Source organism: Acidobacteriota bacterium (assembly GCA_039028635.1).
Lineage (GTDB): Bacteria > Acidobacteriota > Thermoanaerobaculia > Multivoradales > JBCCEF01 > JBCCEF01.
In genome coordinates this window covers 272,936-292,922 of record JBCCHV010000001.1, presented here as the reverse complement: position 1 = coordinate 292,922, position 19,987 = coordinate 272,936, and the positions used below count along the sequence as shown (strand labels likewise).

Below are 19,987 nucleotides of genomic sequence, written 5' to 3'. Positions count from 1 at the left end.
CGGCCGCGCGTCGACCAGCCGCAGAACCGGCTGACGACGATAGCGATCCTGCTCCAGGAAAGCCAATACTTCGAAGCTGCCGTCGAGATCGGCCCGTCGGGGAGCCCATTGCCAGCCGAGGAGGTTGACCCGGTGGCCGTCGGGGCCGCGCGCCACCGCCGACAGGTGATTGTCCTGCTTGCCGAAAATGCGCCCGCCGCCGAGCCGCTCGAGGGGGCCCACCCGCAGCAGCGGTCGTTGATTTCCCTGGCCGAAGGGCTCGAGGCGATCGAGAGCTCGGAGCAGATCATCGGTCACCTGGTCGGCGGTGAGCTCGATCTCGTACTCGTAGACCTTGCGGAGCTGATCCGCCGTCCATTCTTCGCCGGCGCGGTCGAGCCATTCCTGCCGCAGGGCCTCGAGCTCGGCCACCGGAGCCGTCAGGCCGACCGCCTGGGAGTGACCGCCGAAGCGCACCAGGCGCTCCTTCCAGGGCTCGAGGAAGCGGTGCAAGGCGATGCTGCCGATGCTGCGGCCAGAGCCCACCGCATGCTCGCCCTCCTGCGCCAGCAGCAGGGTCGGTCGGTGAAAGTCGCGGGCGATCCTGCCGGCGGCGATTCCCAGCACTCCCTTGTGCCAGCTCTCGTCCCACAGGGCGATCAGGGGCGGCAGCGCCTCGTCTTCGGGGTAGAGCTCGAGCAGTTTCTCCTTGGCCTGCTCGAAGACCCGTGCCTCTTCCGCCTGTCGGGAGCGATTCCAGCCGTCGAGGCTCTCGGCCAGCTCCTCGGCTCGCCGGCGGTCACGAACCAGCAGGAGCTCGAGGGCCATGGCGGCATCATCGAGGCGGCCGGCGGCGTTGAGCCGGGGGCCGATGCGAAAGCCGACGTCCGAGGCGGTGAAGGGCGGCTTGATCCCGGAGACTCGAAACAGGGCGCGCAGCCCCGGCGAGCGGGTGCGGCCGAGCTCGGCGAGGCCGAGGGCGGCGATGACGCGATTCTCGCCCCGCAACGGCACCAAGTCGGCGATCGTGCCGAGACAGGCGATGCGCAGCAAGGCGCGGAGATCGAGCTGGCGATCACAGCGCTGGGCCACCGCCTGGGCGAGCTTGAGGGCCAGGCCGACGCCGGCGAGGTCGGCGAAGGGATAGCTGCAGGACTCCTGCCGCGGATTGATCAGCAGGGCGCTTTCGGGCAGCGCCGAGCCCGGCAGGTGATGGTCCGTGACGATCACTTCGAGGCCGGCCTCCTCGGCCGCCGCGATGGCGTCTCCTGCCGTGACGCCGCAGTCGACGGTGACCACGATCCGGCAGCCCAGCTCGAGGGCGCGCTCGACATGCACCGGCTGAAAGCCGTAGCCCTCCCGGAGGCGGTGCGGCAAGACTTCATGGCACTCGATCGAGCAGGCCCGCAGCACGGCGAGGAGCAGTGCCGAGGCGGAAACCCCGTCGACGTCGTAGTCGCCGACCACGGCGACCTTTTCCTCCTCGTCCCGGGCCTGGGTCAAGCGGTCCGCGGCAGCGGCCACGCCATGCAGCAGAAAGGGATCGTGGAGGTGCTCCGGCTGGGGATGGAGAAAACGCTCCGCGGCCGCGCCGGAGGTCACGCCGCGGCGGGCTAACAGGGGCGCCAGCGACGTTGGAACGGAGGGAGATTCGAGGTCCGTCGAGTGCTCGGGAACCGGGGCGCCGATCCAGTCGGCCGGCCCGGACAGGGCGCCTTACCCTTCCTCGAAGTAGCCGAGGCGCCGGAACTTGCGGTAGCGCTCCTCGAGCATCGTTTCGAGGGGAAGGGACGACACTTCGTCGAGGGCACGCTCGAGGACATCGCCGACCCGATTGCAGGCATCGGCCGGATCCGTGTGGGCTCCGCCGAGGGGCTCCGGGACCACCTCGTCGACCACCCCCAGGCCGAGCAGGTCGGGAGCGCTCAGGCGCAGCGCTTCGGCCGCTTCGGCCTTCCGGTTCTGGTCCTTCCACAGGATCGCCGCGCAGCCTTCCGGCGAGATCACCGAGTAGATGGCGTACTCGAGCATGGTGACGCGGTCGCCGATGCCGAGGGCGAGGGCGCCACCGCTACCGCCTTCTCCGATGATGGTGGCCAGGATCGGTACTCGCAGGCCGGCCATCTCGATCAGGTTGCGGGCGATCGCCTCGGCCTGTCCGCGTTCCTCGGCGCCGATCCCGGGATAGGCGCCGGCGGTGTCGATCAAGGTCAGGACGGGACAGCCGAACTTCTCCGCCAGTCGCATCACCCGCAGTGCCTTGCGGTAACCCTCCGGCCGCGGCTGACCGAAGTTGCGGCGAATGCGCTCCTTCGTGTCGCGCCCTTTCTCGTGTCCGACCACCGCCACGCTGCGGCCGCGGAAGGTGGCGAAACCGGCCACGATGGCGGCGTCGTCGGCGAAGGCGCGATCACCGTGGAGCTCGACCCAGTCGCTCATCAGGTGCTCGACATAGTCGAGCGTGTAGGGGCGATCGGGATGGCGCGCGACGAGCGTCTTTTGCCAGCGGGAAAGGCCGTTGTAGACGTCCTGAGTCGCCTTGCGCAGGGCGTTGCGAAGGCGCTCGAGCTCTTTCTCGTGGGACCCGCCCGGCGGCAGGGCCTCGAGCTCTTCGATCTGGCGGCGGAGCTCGACGAGGGGCTCTTCGAAGGACACGTTCATGGGCAGCATCAGGGCCTCGGAAGCTAGCAGAGGGGTGTCAGGGAGTCAATCGCCGGCGGCGGCCGGAGAGGCGGCGCGACGGGAGCCGGCCTCGGCCGCCTCGCGATCGCCCCGGGGGCCGGCCGAGGAGCCCCCGGCGTAGAGCGCCGGCACCACGATCAGGTTGAGCAAGGTCGAGGTGGTGAGGCCGCCGAGGATGACCTGCGCCAGGGGGCTCTGAATCTCGTTGCCCGGGGCACCGGAGGCCAGCACCAGGGGAACGAGGGCGAAACCGGCGGTCAAGGCGGTCATCAAGATCGGCGCCATGCGCTCGACGGAGCCGCGGCGCACCGCCGCCTCCAGGCTCAGGCCCGCCTTGCGCAGCCGCTGGTAGTTGTTGACCAACAGGACGCCGTTGCGGGTGGCGATGCCGAACAGGGTGACGAAACCGACCATGGTGGCGACAGACAGTACGCCCTCGGCGAGGGCGACGGCGGCGAGGCCGCCGATCAGCGCCAGTGGTAGGTTGACCAGCACCACCAGGGTGTCCCGGTGACTGCGAAAGTCGGCGAACAGGAGCCCGTAGACGGCGAGCAGGATGAGCAGCGAGAGCCAGCTCAGATTGCGCAGGCTGCGTTGCGCCTCACCGAACTGCCCATCGAAGAGGACCAGATAGCCGGTGGGCAGGTCTATCTCCTCGGCGATGGCGGCGCGAGCCCGACCGACGGCGCCGGCGAGGTCCGCGCCGACGACGTTCGCCGTCACCATGGCGACCCGCTGGGCGTTCTCGTGGCGAATCAAGGAAGGGCCGAGAGCCCGCCGCACTTCGGCCACCGCGGCGAGGCGCAGAACCTCCCCGCCGGGAGTCGAGATCGGCAAGTCGGCCCAGCGCTCCGGCGACGCGCGCAGGGCGGGCGGGAAGCGCACCACGATGTCGCTGGTCAGGCCTTCTTCCACGATCTCGCCGACCACCGCGCCCTGGAACAGTGCCTCGATGCCGGTGGCGACGTCGGCGACCGTCAGGCCGTAGCGGGCGATGGCGGCGCGATTCGGCTCGATCACCAGTTGGGGCAAGGCGGCCTGCTCCTGATTCGACAGGTCGACGATCCCCGGGACCGTCGCGAGGACCCCTTCGAGGCGCCGCGCCAGGCCGCGCAGAACCGCCGGATCGGGGCCGAAGAGCTTCACCGCCAGGTTGGTCTTCGAACCCGAGATCATGTGATCGATGCGATGGCTGATGGGCTGGCCGAAGGACACCGTCGCGCCGGGGATGACCGCCACCGCGGCGCGCATCTCGGCCACCAGGTCGTCCTTGGATCGTCCCTTGGGAAGGGCCGCGAGCACCACCTCGAGCTCCGAGGCGTTGACTCCCTGGACGTGCTCGTCGCGCTCCGCCCGGCCCGACCTTCGGCTGGTGGAGACGACTTCCGGGAACGCCAGCAACGCCTTCTCCACCTGGCCGCCGAGGCGGTCGCTCTCGGCCAGGGGAGTGCCCGGAGGGCTGACCACGGAGACCGTCAGGGCGCCCTCGTTGAAGGGCGGTAAGAAGGAGCGGCCGAGGCCCGGGATGAGGGCGACGGTGGCGAGCACCAGCAGGACCGCCGCCGTCAGCACGATGCGGCGATGGCGCAGGCTACGTTCGAGCACCGGCTCATAGAGGCGGCGGCAGAAGCGCAGCAGCCGGGACTCGTCGTGGGCCGTCGCCGGACCGCCGCCGAGGAGGATCAGACAGAGGGCCGGCGTCACCGTCAAGGCGACCAGCAAGGAAGCGGCGAGGGCGGCGATGAAGGCGACCCCCAGGGGCTTCAGCAGGCGGCCTTCGAGGCCCGGGAGAAAGAACAGCGGCAGAAAGACCAGGATGATGATCAAGGTGGCGAACACGATCGGCCGCACCACTTCCGTGGTGCCGGTGGCGACCAACTCGCCGGCGTCGTCGCGGCGGCCTCCCGGGTCGCTGCCCTGGCGCAGGCGCCGGAAGACATTCTCGACCGCGATGATGGCGTCGTCGACCAGCAGGCCGATGGCGATGGTGAGCCCGCCGAGGGTCATGGTGTCGAGCTGGAGCCCGCAGGCCGACAGCACGGCGATGGCGGTGATCAGGGACAGCGGAATCGCCAGGGCCGAGATCAGGGTGGTGCGCAGACTGCCCAGAAACAGCAGCAGGACGACGACCACCAGCAGCGCTCCGTGGCGCAGCGCCGCGCTGACGTTGGCGATGGCGGTGGCGATGAAGTCGGCCTGTCGGAAATTCTCGGTCTCGATGACGACGCCGTCCGGAAGGGAACGTTGCAGGTTCTGCAACACTTGGTCGATCTCGCCGGTGAGCGCCAGGGTGTTGGCGCTGGGTTGCTTCTGGACCGACAGGATGACCGCCGGACGGTGGTTGTAAGAGGCGGTGCCGCGCGCCGGGGCGGTGCCCCAGGCGACGGTGGCGAGGTCGGCGACGCGCAACGGCGCGCCCTCGCGTGCCCGCACCACCGCCGCGGCGACTTCGGCCGGCCCGCGGGCCCGGCCGAGACCGCGCACCAAGTACTCCTGGCCGCCGTCGACGTGGAACCCGGCGGCCGGGTTGCGGCTCGAGCGGGCGACGCTGTCGATCACCTCGGCGAGGGCGACGCGGTGACGAATCAGCTCCGGCGGCTGTACCGTGACCTGCAGTTGGCGCGACTCGCCGCCGAGGGTGACGACCTGCGAAATGCCCGAAACGGCCAGCAGATGGCGTCGCACCGTGACCTCCGCCAGGCGCCGCAGCTCGATGGCGGACACCGTCTCGGAGGTCATGGCGACGAAGGTGATTTCGCCCATGATCGAGCTGATCGGGCCGAGCTCGGGGCGCCCGGCCTGGGCCGGCAGCTCGACCCGCTGCAGCCGTTCGGCGACCACCTGGCGGGCGCGATAGATGTCCTCGCCCCAGTGGAACTCCACCCAGGTGACGGCGATGCCGTCGGCCGCCACGGAGCGTAGGCGACGAACCCCGGGAGCTCCGTTGAGGGCCGCCTCGACGGGATAGGTGACCAGCAGCTCGACCTCCTCCGGGGCCATGCCGGTGGCCTCCGTCACCACCGTCACGGTCGGCGCCGAAAGATCGGGAAAGATGTCCACCGGTAGGTGCGGAATCCACAGCGCTCCCAGCATGAGCACGAGCCCGGCGCTCGCCACCACCCACCAGCGATGGCGCAGGGAAAAGCGGATCAGCCGTTCGAGGATGGCCATCGGCGTCCCTCAGTGAACGTGGCCATGGGAGTCGCCGGCGGCCAGCAGGGCGGCACGGCGCAGGGCATCGCCGCCGGCGGTGACCAGCCGCTGTCCCGGCACCAGGCCGCCGACCAGCACCTGGTCGCCTTGGCGTTCCACGATCTCCACCGGCTCGCGCAGGAAGGATTCGCCGGCGAGCTGCAGGTAGACCACGGGGATGCCGCCATCGTCGATCAGGGCGCTCGCCGGCACCACCACGCCGGTCCGGTCGGTGGCTGTCAGAACACGAGCGTCGGCCACCGTGCCGAGGGCCGGGAGGCGGTCTCGGGGGGCTTCGAGAAGGGCCTGGACGGTGCCGGTTCGGGGCGACACTTGGGGCGCGATGGAAACCAGCCGAAGACCTTCGGTGATGCGCCAGGGCGGGCTTTCGGGGACTTCGAGCAGCAGCCCACGGAGCCCTTCGCCGGCGAGCCGTCGAGCGCCCGCCGGAGACAGCTCGACGGCCACCCAGGCGAGGTCATTCCCGACCACCCGGGCGAGGACCTGGCCGGCCGAAACGGTGGCTCCGGGGATCGCCTGAACCTCTGCCAGCACTCCCCGGAAGGGCGCCCGCAGGACGATCGAGGGTGCGCCTTCGGGGCCCGCGCCGCGGCCTTGACGGGAGCCGCGGGCGGCGTCGAGATCGCGCCGGGCGGCGTTTCCTTGGGCCTCGAGGGTCTCTACCCTGACCCGCGCCGTCTCCACCTCGCGACGACTGCTGGCCTCGAGGGCGAGGAGCTCCTCGAGACGGGCGAGACGTTGGCGGGCGCTGGCGAGCTCGCGGGCGCGGGCGGTCACTCGCCCTTCGAGCTCCGCCAGGCTGCGCTCGCGGGCCACCAGGGGGACGACCCGAAACAGGCCCTGACCGGCGTCGACGGCGAGGCCGACATGGGGCCACGAGGCACCGGCGACGGGCCGCAGAACGCCATCGACGGTGGCGCTGAGGCTGGCTTCGCCGCCGGCCGGTGGGCGCACCGTCGCCGTGCCGCGGACGCTGCCGGCGAGTCGGCCCGAGCGCACCCAGGCGGTCGCCATGGGCGACTGCCACTGCTGTTCCTTGAGGAAGGTCATCGGCTCGGCGGAGGTGGTGCTGCCCTTCGGCGCCGGGGCGACCAGCAGGTGTCCCGGAATGCCGGCCTCGCCGACCCGGACCCGGCCGGCGCGCAGCTCTTCCTCACCGCTTTCGTGCCGCAGGCGAATGGCGAGGTCGAAGTCACCGGCGCGAGCCGGCGTGATGCTCACCGCAAAGAGTCCCGGTCGTTCCGCGACGTCGGCCGCGAAGACCTGCTCCGGACCGGCTCCTCGCAGCACCACCTCGACGCTGCCGGCCGGCAGCGGCTCGAAGCCCTCGAGGAGGGTGACGTGCGTCCAGGCGGTGGCGGTCTCCCCCACGGTCAGGGGATCGACTTCCGGGAAGACCTCGAAGGTCTCGCCCCAAGCGGTGATGCTCCAAGACCGGGCGTCGTCCTCGATGGGCGCTTCGGCGCTTCGCTCAGCGCAGCCGCCGACGAGACCGAGAAGGCAGCAAGGGAGGAAAGCGAGGGCAGTCAGCCATCGCCGAGCTCGCTGCGGGACCGCCACCGGCGAGTCAGTGCTGGTGCGCATCGGGCCCCTCGTGGGAGTGATCTTCATCCGCCCCGTGGCGGTGCTCGGCACCACCATGGGAATGGCTGGCGCCCTGTTGCTCGACATCGGAAGAGCTCAGCTCGTCGGCGCTGACATCGTCGGGATAGGCCGGCTCGTAGGTCGGCTGCGGACTCTCGGCGCTGGCGCCCTCGGCGGGCGCCGTGCGGGATGGCCCTTCGGCCGGTCGACAGGCGGTGGTGAGCAGCACGGCGGCGGCGAGAGCGAGGGCAGAGGTCCAGCAGGAGGTCCGGTTCGTCATGGCGGGTCCTCGGGAAGGTATGGCGGCGAGATTGCGTCCGCCGAGGCAATGCCGGCCGACGGAGAGTTCGAAACGGAGGCTTCCGGTGGTGGTTCGAGGAGCTCCAGCTGGCGATGGGCCGAGAGGGCGGCGGCGTGCAGCTCGAGCGCGGCCAGCTCCCCTTCGGTCACCGCCCGGTGGATCTCCAAAAGGTCCGTGAGGTCCGACTCGCCGACTTCGAAGGCGGCCTCGGCGCCATCGAGCATGCGGGCCTTGGCGGCCAGACCTCGGCGTGCCTCGCCGGTGGCGCTGCGCAGACGCACGTAGCGCTCGCGGGCCGCCGACCGAGCCGTCGAGATCTCCGTCCCCACCAAAGCGAGGCGGGCCTCGGCGAGCTCCAGGCGGCCGGCGGCGGCGGTCCGCTCGGCGATCTGGCGGTCGAGGAACGGCAGTCTCCAGGCCAGGCCGAGAATCACACCCTCGTCCCGCGCCGCGCCTTCCTCGACCCGCTGCCAACCGACGGAAAGGGCTGGGGAGGGCAGCAACCGCTCGGCGACCTGAGCCTCGAGGCGGGCGGCCGCGAGCGCCTCCTCGGCGGCACGCACCGCGGGATGGGTGGCGGCCTCGGAGGACCAAGCCGAAAGCTCCGGGAGTCGAGGACGGGCCTGCGGTGGGAGGTCCGGAAACCACTGCCGGACGACGCCGCGGGTGCGGTCACCTTCGGCCTGGGCGAGCTCTGCCTCGGAGCGCAGGGTGCTGGCGGTCAGTCGCAAGCGATGCGCTTCGAGGCCGGAAGACTCCCCCCGCTGGTGACGCCGGGCCTCGCGCTCGGCGAGGCCCGCGACGCGATCCGCCCGTCGCTGCAGCAGGTCGGCGCGAGCTTCCGCGAGGGCCCAGGCGGCGTAGGTCGCCCGCAGGTTCGATCGCAGCTCCTGGAGGCGCCGGGAGACCGTCGCGGCGGTGCCGCGGGCGCTCGCTCGCCGTGCCGCAATGCGATCCCGTCGGGCGCGGGCCGGCAGCTCCCAGGTGAGCGAGACTTCGGTCTGTGGCCCGGTCTCTTCGCGCACCAAGCCGAGCACCGGCTTGCTCGCGGTGGCGGCAGCGAGGACTGCCGCCTCGGCGAGGACCAATCCGGCTCGGGCTTCGGTCACCGCCGGATGATCGCGGTCGAGGACCGCCAGGAATTCGGCTTCGGTGACGAAGGGACCGTCCGCCGGCGAGCAGGGCACGGCGACAATCACCGACAAAAAGCCGGTCCAAAACAACTTCTTCATGTTCTCTCCTTTCCATGTCGAGGGTTCAGGCTCTAGGGAGCCCCAGCCGTCGACGATGGATCAGAGGAGGAGAGAACAGTGGCTGGTGAACAGGGGGTCGGGTGGACCCCGATGAATCACTCGAGGTGCTGTGGCGTGAGTCTCGAGGGCGGTAGGTAGGCTATGCCGCGTCCGCTCCAAGGAAGGGAGCGACGAGATCAGGCGCGGTCCCTTGGGCGGCACGTCGAGCTTGGTGCAGGGGTCCGGCAGATCGGCGTCGTGGCCGAGATCGGCGTCGTGCTGATGGGCCGCGGTGACCGCTTCGATCAGCTCGTCGAGGCCGTGCTCATGGTCGTCCCCGTGGGGCGTATGGTGGTGTGAGGCGACGTGCAGGCCGACGGCGAGGGCAGCTCCGCTCGGTGCCATCCAAGCGAAAACGATCACGAGCAGCGCGAGCCGCAGGGTGCGACCTGACATGGAAAGATGGTCGCAGAGGCAAACACCTCCGTCAAGGCGAGAGATGGCGCACCCCTCGGAACGGTGTCCTGATGGTGGCGGCCCTCAGGGGGATCGGGGGCGCAGAAAGCTCTCGATCGCGAAGGCTCCAACCTGGCGGCCAAGGTCGGTCCCGGCCTCGGCGTCGTAGCGAAAATGAATGCCGAGATAGATGCGCGACTGGCCGCATTCGACGGCGGCGTCGGCGAAACGGTCGAAATGGCGAACGGCAGGATCCATGGGGATCTTCTCGGACAACGGTCCCGCCCGGTCGACCTCGGGAGTTTCCATGGCGAAGGGACGATCGCCACCGAAGGTCTCCGCAAAGATCTCCATGGCTGCGGCACAAGCGGTACCGTGGGCGGAGGGATAGGACGGAAAAGCGTAGGTGTGGCGGTGGTGGTTGTCCCAATCGGGCTCCGGGTGGGTCGCGGGATTGCCGTCCTCCGCGGCCCAGCGGATCGCCGTGTAGGGCCGCCAATGGTTGTAGTGGAACTTGTTCTCGAAGACGTTGATGTAGGAGTCGTAGATCGTCATGTTGAGGAGCGCGAAGAAGCGCGCCGAAGACCACAGATCGGCGCCCTCGTCGAGCATCAGTCGGCGAGCCAGACGATTGTGCGAGCTTTCGACGAACTCCTTCCACCAGAGGGCGAGATGGCTCTGGTCGGCGGTGCGCTGTTGACTGTCGAAGCGGCCGACCTGTCGCACTTCGTCGAAGGCCTTGGCGTAGGACGGGCTGGCGATCGCCGGTGGCGGTGGGCTGCGAAAGTGGTCTGGCGCATCGAGCATGAAGGGCCGGGCCTCGGCCCAGCCGGCTCCGAAAACGAAGCCCTCGGGGGTACCGCTGTGCTGGTTGAACTCGGCATAGACGCCCGGCGCCATCGGGTGCCAGCGGTACTCCGGCTCTCCGTCCCAGCCATCTCCTCGCCGATCGCCGAGGATGGCGTGGGCGCGCTCACCGCCGAGCTTCAAGGCGAGCTCCCGGGCTGTGCTCTCCTCCACCTTCTCGAGCCAGATCGCCAGCCGCTCGTCGAGCCGCTCGCGATGCTGCGGATACTGTTCGACGGCCACCGCATGGGCCGCCGCGGCGGCGGTCGCCACGGGATCGGCCGGGACCTCGGAGGGAGCCCCCGAGGAAGGCGCGAGGTAGGGCTCGTAGCGCGGCGCGATGGCCTGCAGGCTGTCGTGGATCGCCAGATGCACCATGGCGGCGGTGCGCAAACCCTTGAGGGTGAGAAAGCGGTCCTCCTCCTCGGCGAGCTCGAGTACGAGCTGGTTCCACTCTGCCAAAACGTCGCTGGGAATCTTCTCTGGTCCGCCAGGACCGAGGTGCGAGCAGCCGAGGACGGCGGTCAGGACGAGAGTTGCCAAGGCGGTTGGTGTTCTCATGATGCGATCCTCCGGTCGAAGCAAGGGCGAGCCCATTGAAGCCGAGGCACCACGGCCTGTCCACTACAGGATCTGTAGTTGCTGCATGGCCCCATCGGGTCCATCATGGGTCATGGCTCACGGATACGGTCAGTACTGCCCTCTCGCCCTTGCCGCCGAGCTCCTCTGTCAGCGCTGGACAATCCTGGTGGTCAGTCGCCTGATCGACGGCTGTCGGCGCTTCAACGAAATTCACCAGGGCTTGCCCCAAATCTCGCCGTCGCTGCTCTCCAAACGCCTGGGTGAGCTCCAGGAGGCGGGGTTGGTGCGCCGCTTTCCCCTCGCCGGCACCAAGGGCTTCGAGTACCGGCTGACGGAGGCCGGTCGCGAGCTCGAGCCGATCGTCGACCAACTGGCCGTCTGGGGGCAGCGCTGGGCGCGCGACAACAGCCTGGAAGATCTCGATCCGGCGTTTCTGGTGTGGAGCATGCACCTCCGGATGAATGTCGCCGCCATGCCGACGCAGCGGGTCGTGCTCGAGTTCGACTTCAGCGGCACGCCCAAGGAGCTGCGCCGTTTCTGGCTGGTCTGCCAGGATGGCGAGGTCGAGATGTGTCTCAAGGACCCCGGCTACGAGGCCGACGTCGCGGTCGCCTCGGATCTCCGGGTCTTCGTCGAAGCCTGGCGCGGTTTTCGGGACCTGCGGACGGAAATCCGCAGCGGACGGATCCGGGTACATGGCCCGTCCGCTCTCATCCGCCAGCTACCGGACTGGCTGATTCTGAGCGGTCTGGCCCGGTTCGAGCGCCGGCGCCCCGGGCGCGAGCGTCGCCTGGCCCGGCGCGGTGCGAATGCCGGCCGCGGGAGGTCGTCAGAGGAGCTGTAGAGGATCGACGTCGACGGTGAGCTCGGCGTTGGGTGCCTCGCGCAGAGCCTCGCGGACCACCCGACGCAGCACCTTGCCATGCTTGGCGCGCGCCAGCAGCTGAAAGCGCCAGCGGTCCTTCAGTCGTTCGAGGGGGGCCGGAGCCGGGCCTGAGATGCGGAGCTGGCGGGCTTCCGGATGGGCGAAGATCTGGCGCGCCACGGCGCGCAGGGCGCCCTCGGCGCGGTCGCGGTCCTTGTCCTGGGCGAGGAGCTGGATCATGCGCGTGAAGGGCGGATAGTGAAAGGCCCGCCGGAAGCTCATCTCCTCGCGGGCGAAGGCCTCGTCGTCGTGCTCGAGGGCGGCCCGAATGGCGTAGTGCTCGGGGTGATAGGTCTGAATCACCACCCGCCCCGGCCGTTCGCCGCGACCGGCTCGCCCGGCGACCTGAACCAGCAGGTTGTAGGTCCTCTCGACGGCCCGGAAGTCGGGAAAACCGAGGTAGGTGTCGGCGGAGAGCACCGCCGACAAACCGACTCGCGGAAAGTGGTGTCCTTTGGAGACCATCTGGGTGCCGATCAAGACCTGGGTCTCGCCGCGCCCGAAGCGCTCCAGGACGGCGGCCGCGCCGCCGGGCCGGCGAACCGTGTCGCGGTCGAGCACGTCGACGGCGATGCCGGGGAAACGCGCCTTGAAGTCCTCCTCCACCCTTTCGGTGCCGGCGCCGATCGGTTCGAGGGCCGGTTCGTCGCAGGTCGGACAGGCCTCCGGAGAGCGTCGCCGCGAGCCGCAGTAGTGACACTGCAGGAAGGCATCCCGGCGGTGGTAGGTGCGCGGCAGGCCGCACTGCTCACAGCGCAGATCCTCGCCGCACGCTCGGCACAGCAGCATCGGTGAGTAGCCGCGGCGGTTGCGGAGCAGAACGACCTGCTCGTCGTGGGCCAGGGAGTGCTCGATCTCGTCGCACAGCCGTGGCGAGAAGGTCACCTCGCCGGGGCGCCGCCGGCCCTCCTCGCGCAAATCGACGAGCACCCCCTCGGGCAGGGTACCGTGGCCGGCGCGCGCCGTCAGGTCGAGGCGCCGCACCTTCTCCACTCCCACGTTGTAGCGACTTTCGAGACTCGGCGTCGCCGACGCCAGGAGAGCCACCGCCCGGGCCCGCCGCGCCCGTACCAGGGCGAGGTCGCGACCGCTGTAGCGCGGGCTCGAATCCTGCTTGTAGGCCGGGTCCTGTTCTTCGTCGACCACCACCAGGCCGAGATTCTCCACCGGTGCAAAGAGCGCCGAACGCGGTCCCAGCACCACCCGCGCCGCGCCGCTGCGGATGCGCTCCCATTCCTGATGGCGCTCGGCGGTGCCGAGATTCGAGTGCAGGATGGCGACGCGATCGCCGTAGCGCTGCCGGACGGTGCGCGCCAGGGCCGGCACCAGGGCGATCTCGGGCACCAGCAGGAGCACCGTCCGTCCGGACTCGACGGCGGCGTCGGCGGCCTGCAGGTAGACCTCGGTCTTGCCCGAGCCGGTCATGCCGGCGAGCAAGAAGGCGGCGAAGGTGTGCTCCTCGACGGCCGGCCGCAGCACGTCGGCGGCGGCGGCCTGATCGGGCCGTAGCACCAAAGGTGGGTGCTCCTCGGAGGCCAGGAAGTGCCGGTCGAGGTCAATGCGCTCGACCTGGGTGAACTGGCGCAGCAGGCCGCTCTTAAACAGCCGTCGCACGACGCTGGCGGTGCAGCCGACGGCGGCGGTCACCTCCTCCACCGTCGCCGGCCGGCCGAGGGTGTGGAGGTGGGAGACCACGGCGCGCCCCTTCGGAGACCGGCCGACGGCGGCGAGCTGACTCTCGAGGTCGCCCCCCGGCAGCTCGACGGCGTTGAGGTACCTCGCGCCGCCGGCCTTGCGGCGCGCCTCGACGGCGACTCGCCCGGACTCCTCGAGAACGGCGAGGGTTTCGCCGAAGTCGCGCCGGGCGACCAGCTTCTGGAGCTTGGCGAGGGTCGTTCGGCCGGACTCTTGGAGCGCCACCACCAGTGCCGCCTCGGCGTCGTTCTTGGGTGGGGTCAAGGCCCCGGCGTCGGTCAGCCAGACGCGGCGATCCCCCCATGGCGGCAGGTCCGAGGGAACCATCGCCCGAATCACTTCGCCGATCGGCTCGAGGTAGTAAGAGGCGGTGAAGGTGGCGAGCTCGAGGAGGTCCGCAGTCAGGATCGGCTGCAGGTCGAGGACCTCCTCGATGGCGCGCAGCCGAACCCCCGCAGGCGCTTCGTCGCTGCGCCCCACGACGACGCCGCGGAGACGGCGCCTTCCCAAGGGCACCACCACCCGAACCCCCGGAACGATGGCCGACGACAGCCCCGGCGGGATCTTGTAAGACAGCGCCGTTGGCAGCGGAGCCGGCACCGCGACCTGGGCGATGGCTCCCTCTCCCGGAGGAGATGCGGTCATCGGAGAGGATTCACTCGCTGCTGGCTCGCTGGCAGTCCGGTGAGCAGAAGCTCGCCGAGCCGTCGCGCAGGACGCGACTTTCGGGCACCAAGACCTCGCAACGGTCGCAGGGCACGAGAACCTCCTGGACCGTCGTCGACGGACCGCGGTCGGGAGCCGACGGCGCCAGTAGCTGGCGCAGGCCGCGCCAACCGAGATAGACCACCAGAGCAATGGCGAGGAACCTCAACAACACGGCGAGCGGTCCCCTTGGTGAGGCGTCTCAGGAGCCGCGACGAGTAGCGATTCCTTCGGCGAGGCGTTGGACGGAAGCGTCATCCGGCCGCAGGCTGCGGAGCTGCTCGACGACCGCGAGGGCGTCATCCCAGCGCGACAGGCCGAAGGCCAGCGTGACGGCGCGGTTGAAGAGCGACTCCCAGTGGTTGGGGGCAATCTCCTGGGCGAGATCGAACTGCTGCAGCGCCTCCTCGTAGCGACCGAGCTGATAAAGGGCGGTGCCGAGCTCCGAAAGAATGTCGGGATCGCCGGGGCGGAGCTGCAGATAGCGCGCATAGCCCTGCGTCGCCGGCTCCCAAGCCTGGGCATCGACATAGAGGTCCGAGAGCTGGCGTACCGCATCGGCATCCTCCGGATTCTGGCGCAGGCGCTCTTCGAGTCGGCGGACCTGCGCCATGAAGGGGCCCTCGACCGCGCCGGCGGCCGGCGCACCGGCTGCCGGCGGAACACCGCCGGCAGCAGCGGCAGCTCCCATCGGCAAGCGCGGCGGCTGACGCTCGGCGACGGACTCGAACAGAAAGTAGCCCAGCAGAAAGCCCACCAGAATGCCGGCGGCGAGAAATAGCGCGTTGTCTCGATTCACTCTTGCTCCTCCGGCCGTCGCGCCGTCCAGGTGCCACCACCAGGGCCACCATCGCTGAGAGTCGTGGGTTGCCAGGTGCCTTCGATCTCGTTCCCTGTGGTCGACAACCGGCCGAGGAAGATTCTGTCGAAACCGAGCGATCTGTCAACACGCTCGAGCTCGAGCTCACCATCCACGAAGGTGCCCCGCAGCGATCCGGCGCTGCCGTCGCCGAGGGTGTAGGTGCCGGTGACCACGGCACCGTTCTGGCGTAGGCGGAAGGTGCCACTCAGGTCTTCCGGCTGGACGTTGATCAACCAGCGTCCGTAGGCCGGCGTCACCTCGCGCAGCCGGTCGTCCACCTGGCCGAGGTTGGAGCGCAAGGCCACCATGCGATCGAGGCGTCCTTCGATCCGCCACCACAGGCGATCGAAGGCCTCTTGCGCTTCGGCGGCGGCGGCGCGGCTTTCGACCAGGGCCTGGCGCAGGCGGTCGAGCTCGGCGCGCGGCGGCAGCTCTCCAACCAGTGCCGAGGCTAGTCGCTCCTCCCGCTCCTCGATCTGCTGGCGGGCCGTCTGCAACGAGCGGCGCTGCTCACGAAGGGCGGTGGCGTCGGACTGCAGAAGCTGCTCTTCGAGCTCCAGCAACGCGCCATTGACGGAGCGTGCATTCTGCGCCGTGAGCGGTGCTGAGGCGACCAGCGCCAGAAGCGTCAGAGCGATGCCGATGCGATGGCGGAGGAAGTCACTGAGCGAACGACACGCAAAAGGCCGCTCCGGGAGAGCGGCCTTTTGCAACGACCGTCGAGAGGTCGACATGGTCTGTCGGTAGCCTTAGCTGGCCTTTGCCTGCTCGCGCTTTTCGAGACTCGAAGCGAGGGCGTCCTCGACCTGCTCCTCGGACTTGCGCTCGCTGATGTCCCGCACGTGGGCGACCTCCGAGACGATGAAGTACTTGGCGCGCTCGAACATCTTCTTCTCGCGGAAGGAAAGACTCTTGCGCTGGCTCACCAGGCGCAGGTTCTTGAGCACCTCCGCCACCTCCGTGAGGTGACCGGTCTTCATCTTGTCGAGGTTCTGCTTGTAGCGGCCTTTCCAATCCTTGTAGGTGTCGATGTTGCCGTCCTCGAGAATCTCGAACAGCTCGGAGATCTCCTTCTCCGTGCACAGAGGCCGCAGACCGACGAGGTCGAGGTTGTCCTCCGGCACCATCACCTTGGAATTGTTGGAAAGCAGGCGCAGGAAGTAGTAGGTCTGCTCGATCCCATCGATCGCTCCAGGCTCGATCTTCTCGACAATCCCGACTCCATGATTCGGGTAGACCACTTTCTGTCCGGGCTTGAATGTCACGTTCCCTGACTCCCTTGCGCGCTGTGCGGATCCGTTGAGGTGGGGTAAGCCCTTGCCAGACTTACATTTAACTGTCCGCAGGATAGCGGAAACGGCGGAAAATGTCAAGCCTCCCCCACCCAGCCGCGAGTGGCCGGTCGGAAGAGCTTGGTGGGAAGCGCCTGCTGTAGGACCGACGCTAGCACGGCCCGCCCTCCGCGAGCAATTGGGATTCGCCTGCGCTGCTCTGCCGGAGGCCCAACCTTGACACCATTCGAGGGCGCCTCTAGGATCTGGCTCTTCCCTTGCCGGAGTGGCGGAATTGGTAGACGCAGGGGACTCAAAATCCCCCGCCCGCGAGGGTGTGCCGGTTCGAGTCCGGCCTCCGGTACCAGCCTTTCTTAGTTCGTTTTCGTCGCTGGGACTTTCACGGTCCATGGCTTCGCGACCGGATCCCGTCGGCCGCGGGAGAGCGACTCGTAGGTTCCTGTCCCGAGTTCTCAGACGGTTAACACTTTAGAATGTATAGTTATTCGGGTGTCAGCCTTCAATTTGAACTTATTTCAGAGGATTCCAAGATGAAACGATGGCTTGCGCTGTTGATGGGAGCCCTTTTGGTCTCGACGGTTGTTGTTGCCGCTGCGACTGCCTTTCCTGGAGACGAGAACATTATCGCCCTCGAACTCGAGGGAACTGGCAAGACCTTGGTTGGCTATCACTGCGGAAACCACGTCTACGAGTGGAAGATGTTCGATTCGACGGATGTCCTAGGTGCTCAGAACTGGCTGGCACCAAAGTGCACACCGCAGGTCGCACCTCCGTAGGTCCCAACCTGGAAGGATTCGTTGGGGTGTCCAGGGGCCGATCCCAACTGCGTGCCCCCTTGACAAGGGCGAGAATGACCCCCGTTCTTCCGCCCAGGGCATCAGGGCCAAGACACGACAACGAATTCCTCAACGACCCGCGATGGCGCTGCCGGAGCGGGTCGTTTTCGTTTGTGGTCCTTTCGCCGGCACGGTGGCGAGTCGGAGGTCCGAAGACGCCGAGTAGCTCCTCTCCAGCCTGACAGGCGCTTCTCCAGAGGCCAGTTCTTTTCCCATTCGATCTCGAGTTCATCCCAGCCCGGGCAGTAGGGGGCGAAGCGACTCTCCGATCCGTGGAGTCTGCTCCTAGCGACCGGTCCAGTACGGCAGCACCACGGCGATGCCGACGATGGAAACGGTGAACATGGCGCAGAAGAAGGCCAGGCCGGCGACCGCGCCGTGGGTGCGGAGGGCGACGATGCCGGCCACCAGCAGCAGCAGGTAGCCGACAGCGCGCAGGGCGAGGGCCCGGGGACGCGAGTACGGTCGCCCCTCCAGCACCTGTTTCCAGTGGCGCTGCATGGAGACGCTGAGGGCGACAGCGGCGAGCAGGTTGAGGGCGAGGACGATCATGGAACACCGACCGCCGTCGGCGTCTTGGCGGTCGCCGGGCGGGTGGTGACCTTGGTGCGGCCGAGGGCGGTGGCGAGAGCTCCGAATAGCAGCCCGAAGACCAGCGCCGTGACGTCGAAGGCCGCCATCACGTGATCGCCGGTGCGCAGGCTGTTGACCAGGTGGGCGTCGGTGGTCATGGCGTTGATCAGGGGAATGGCGGCGAAGGCGCAGGCCGCGATCCAGGCGAGGTCACGCCAGGCCGCCTGGACGGTGCGCGCCAGCGGGTAGAGGAGGCATACCGCCCAGGTGATGAACAGGCAGTGGACCTCCCATTCGGCGCGGCCGTCGAGGCCGAGGGGCAGCAGGCGGTTGGCCCAGAAGTAGGCGGCGATTCCGATCGGCAGGCCGAGAATGGTGCCGAGGTTGAGGCCGTCGACCATGCGGTAGCCGCGACTGAGCTCGTGGTACGGCAGCTTCTTGCGGCGTTTGCGGGTCCAGTAGATGGCGCCGGTGGCCACCATGCCGGCGCCGAGGAGGCCGGAGAGGAAGTAGAGCCAGCGCAGCAGTGGGCCGGCATAGAGGCCTTCGTGGAGGCCGATCAGCGCCGAGGCGATGGCGATCGGAGTGCGGGTCCGTGGGTCGATGGTCTGAAGGTACTCGCCGCTGACGCCGTCGTAGACCCGCTGCTCCCCCACCGTGCCGACACCGCGATTGCGCAGCACGATGACGCGCGCATTGGCGTCCCCCGGCAAGCGCACGTTGACGCTCTGCACTTGACCCTCTCCCCACAGCCCTTCGGCTTCGGCGGCGAGGCCGTAGACATCGGTGAGCTCGGCGCTGGTGCCGGCCCGTTCGATCTGGATGTCCGCCAGGGTGCCGAGCTCGGAGGCGACCTTCTTGGTGTCGAAGCCATAGCTGCCGACGGCGATCAGCGGCATCCAGGTGGTGACCGTGAACAGCAGGCCGCTATAGGTGATCATGAGCTGGAAGGGCAGCGAAGACACGCTCAGCAGGTTGTGCATGTCGAGCCACGAGCGTCCGCCCTTGGCAGGCCGGAAGGTGAACAGGTCTTTGAAGATCTTCTTGTGGATCACGACCCCGGAGACGAGACCGATGAACATGAACATGGTCACCACGCCGATGAAGCGGAAGGCGATCTGGCGATCGATGTAGTGCAGCGTGTAGTGCATGCGGTAGAGGGTTTGGCCGCCGCCCGTGTCGCGCACGTTGTCGGGCAGGGGCTCGCCGGTCCAGGCGTCGAGGGTCTCGTTGCCGGACTGCCGCTCCTCCCCCTCTGCCGGTGTCGGGCCGCGCCAGGAGATCCGCATGTGGGGGACTTCGCGCCGATTGGGCAGGATGATGGACCAGCGATCAGCGCCCACACCCTCGGCCTCGAGACGGTTCAGCGCCGCCGCCAGGCTGGGTTCGAGGGGGACCGTCTGCGGCGCTGGCTGCTCGGGCTTCATCCAGTGGTCGACCTCGGTGTCGAAGTAGCCGAGGGTGCCGGTGACGAACATGAAGTACAGGAGCCAGCAGAACACCAGGCCGGCCCAGGTGTGGAGCCAGCCCATCGATTGTCGGAAGGTGCCGATCATGACGCCGCCTCCAGGGTGTACATCAGCCAAGCTCCGGCGGCGGTGACGACGATCCCCGAGAGGAGGCCGATCCAGACCGTCCGCAAGCGTTGGACGCTGAAGATCCAGAGGATGAGAGCTCCGTAGATGGCGTAGCTCAGGACGGTGGCGGTGGCGACGGCGGTGATCTTGTCGCCGGGCAGCAGGAAGGACAGCAGGATGGCGAGGGTGTTGGTGAGGATCAGGCCCGGAATCGCCGCCGCCACCACCCGTGAGGTGACGTGCCAGCGTCCGGGAGCCTTTCTCGCCATGGTCAGCAGACCTTCGCCGGTCGAGTCTCGGCCGTCGGCCGAAGATGGTTTTGCGGGCTCTGGGAGAGGCCGACGGGGACAGCGGCGAGAAGGCCCACGGTCCCGAGCGAAGCAGAGGTGGGATTCTCTGTCAGCATTGAGGCTCTTTCGAAGAAAGTCGTGGCAGGGTGTTGGGCTCTCACCCATCGCCGATCCTATACGTTTTGGTCCTCGATGCACGGCCTGCGGTCCGGCCGCGAGGGGCTTGACAAGGCGGCTGCCACGCTCATACTCTTTTTTCGATGTTCAGCGAATCGACTCCCCGTTCCTCCGTCAAGCGCTCCTCCGTCGAGGGCGTCATGGCCATGATGTGCATTTGTATGCGCATGACAGCCGCGC

18 protein-coding genes and 1 tRNA gene are annotated in these 19,987 nt (G+C 68.6%); 3 read left to right on the top strand and 16 right to left on the bottom strand.

Translation table 11 applies throughout. The features are described from left to right. The 8 genes from recJ to AAF604_01155 form a co-directional block, all read right to left on the bottom strand. On the bottom strand, positions 1–1,599 hold a 1,599-nt coding region (gene recJ, locus AAF604_01190), incomplete at its 3' end, for a single-stranded-DNA-specific exonuclease RecJ (protein MEM7048235.1). Between the two features lie 96 nt (positions 1,600–1,695). Then, positions 1,696–2,649 carry an acetyl-CoA carboxylase carboxyltransferase subunit alpha gene (locus AAF604_01185; protein MEM7048234.1) on the bottom strand — a complete coding sequence of 318 codons (954 nt, stop codon included), beginning with the start codon at positions 2,647–2,649 and terminating at the stop codon, positions 1,696–1,698. A 36-nt stretch (positions 2,650–2,685) separates the two neighbouring features. Further along, positions 2,686–5,832: an efflux RND transporter permease subunit gene (locus tag AAF604_01180; GenBank protein MEM7048233.1), complete on the bottom strand. Its 3,147-nt coding sequence runs from the start codon at positions 5,830–5,832 to the stop codon at positions 2,686–2,688. A 9-nt stretch (positions 5,833–5,841) separates the two neighbouring features. Further along, positions 5,842–7,458 (bottom strand): HlyD family efflux transporter periplasmic adaptor subunit, encoded by a 1,617-nt coding sequence (locus AAF604_01175; GenBank protein ID MEM7048232.1) that lies wholly within the window; start codon positions 7,456–7,458, stop codon positions 5,842–5,844. Then, entirely contained in the window at positions 7,442–7,738 is a 297-nt protein-coding gene (locus AAF604_01170) for a hypothetical protein (protein MEM7048231.1), read from the bottom strand. Before AAF604_01170 ends, AAF604_01175 begins: the two co-directional genes overlap by 17 nt. Then, the gene (locus AAF604_01165; GenBank protein ID MEM7048230.1) at positions 7,735–8,991 is read right to left on the bottom strand and encodes a TolC family protein; all 1,257 of its coding nucleotides are present in this window, start codon (positions 8,989–8,991) and stop codon (positions 7,735–7,737) included. Before AAF604_01165 ends, AAF604_01170 begins: the two co-directional genes overlap by 4 nt. A 60-nt stretch (positions 8,992–9,051) precedes the next feature. After that, complete coding sequence (locus AAF604_01160; GenBank protein ID MEM7048229.1) at positions 9,052–9,447, bottom strand: hypothetical protein; 396 nt, start codon at positions 9,445–9,447, stop codon at positions 9,052–9,054. 84 nt (positions 9,448–9,531) lie between these two features. Beyond that, positions 9,532–10,854, bottom strand: a complete 1,323-nt coding sequence (locus AAF604_01155; protein MEM7048228.1) for a vanadium-dependent haloperoxidase — start codon at positions 10,852–10,854, stop codon at positions 9,532–9,534. A 112-nt stretch (positions 10,855–10,966) separates the two neighbouring features. Here AAF604_01155 and AAF604_01150 point away from each other — a divergent pair, with 112 nt between their 5' ends. Continuing rightward, entirely contained in the window at positions 10,967–11,719 is a 753-nt protein-coding gene (locus AAF604_01150; protein ID MEM7048227.1) for a winged helix-turn-helix transcriptional regulator, read from the top strand. Here AAF604_01150 and priA read toward each other — a convergent pair. From priA to AAF604_01125, 5 genes are read right to left on the bottom strand one after another with little or no spacing between them, the layout of a single operon-like run. After that, complete coding sequence (gene priA / locus AAF604_01145; GenBank protein MEM7048226.1) at positions 11,705–14,140, bottom strand: primosomal protein N'; 2,436 nt, start codon at positions 14,138–14,140, stop codon at positions 11,705–11,707. The two genes, AAF604_01150 and priA, sit on opposite strands and share 15 nt — an antisense overlap. A 10-nt stretch (positions 14,141–14,150) precedes the next feature. Further along, positions 14,151–14,375, bottom strand: a complete 225-nt coding sequence (locus tag AAF604_01140; GenBank protein MEM7048225.1) for a PP0621 family protein — start codon at positions 14,373–14,375, stop codon at positions 14,151–14,153. A 27-nt stretch (positions 14,376–14,402) separates the two neighbouring features. Then, positions 14,403–14,999, bottom strand: a complete 597-nt coding sequence (locus tag AAF604_01135) for a tetratricopeptide repeat protein (protein ID MEM7048224.1) — start codon at positions 14,997–14,999, stop codon at positions 14,403–14,405. Next, entirely contained in the window at positions 14,996–15,796 is an 801-nt protein-coding gene (locus AAF604_01130) for a hypothetical protein (GenBank protein ID MEM7048223.1), read from the bottom strand. The genes AAF604_01135 and AAF604_01130 overlap by 4 nt, the downstream gene beginning before the upstream one ends. Positions 15,797–15,811: 15 nt before the next feature. Beyond that, entirely contained in the window at positions 15,812–16,327 is a 516-nt protein-coding gene (locus tag AAF604_01125; GenBank protein MEM7048222.1) for a CarD family transcriptional regulator, read from the bottom strand. A 286-nt stretch (positions 16,328–16,613) separates the two neighbouring features. Between AAF604_01125 and AAF604_01120 the strand changes: the two genes are divergently transcribed. Beyond that, a tRNA-Leu gene (locus AAF604_01120) sits at positions 16,614–16,700 on the top strand. A 184-nt stretch (positions 16,701–16,884) separates the two neighbouring features. Further along, positions 16,885–17,130 carry a hypothetical protein gene (locus AAF604_01115; protein ID MEM7048221.1) on the top strand — a complete coding sequence of 82 codons (246 nt, stop codon included), beginning with the start codon at positions 16,885–16,887 and terminating at the stop codon, positions 17,128–17,130. Between the two features lie 345 nt (positions 17,131–17,475). Here the strand turns inward: AAF604_01115 and AAF604_01110 are convergent, their stop codons facing one another. Genes AAF604_01110 through AAF604_01100 form a run of 3 tightly spaced genes read right to left on the bottom strand, consistent with a single transcriptional unit; the run spans position 17,476 to position 19,609 of the window. Next, positions 17,476–17,742: a DUF3325 family protein gene (locus AAF604_01110; protein MEM7048220.1), complete on the bottom strand. Its 267-nt coding sequence runs from the start codon at positions 17,740–17,742 to the stop codon at positions 17,476–17,478. Continuing rightward, positions 17,739–19,319, bottom strand: coding sequence for a PepSY-associated TM helix domain-containing protein (locus tag AAF604_01105; GenBank protein ID MEM7048219.1), 1,581 nt, complete (start codon positions 19,317–19,319; stop codon positions 17,739–17,741). Before AAF604_01105 ends, AAF604_01110 begins: the two co-directional genes overlap by 4 nt. Further along, complete coding sequence (locus AAF604_01100; protein ID MEM7048218.1) at positions 19,316–19,609, bottom strand: DUF3649 domain-containing protein; 294 nt, start codon at positions 19,607–19,609, stop codon at positions 19,316–19,318. Before AAF604_01100 ends, AAF604_01105 begins: the two co-directional genes overlap by 4 nt. Positions 19,610–19,987 lie beyond the last annotated feature (378 nt).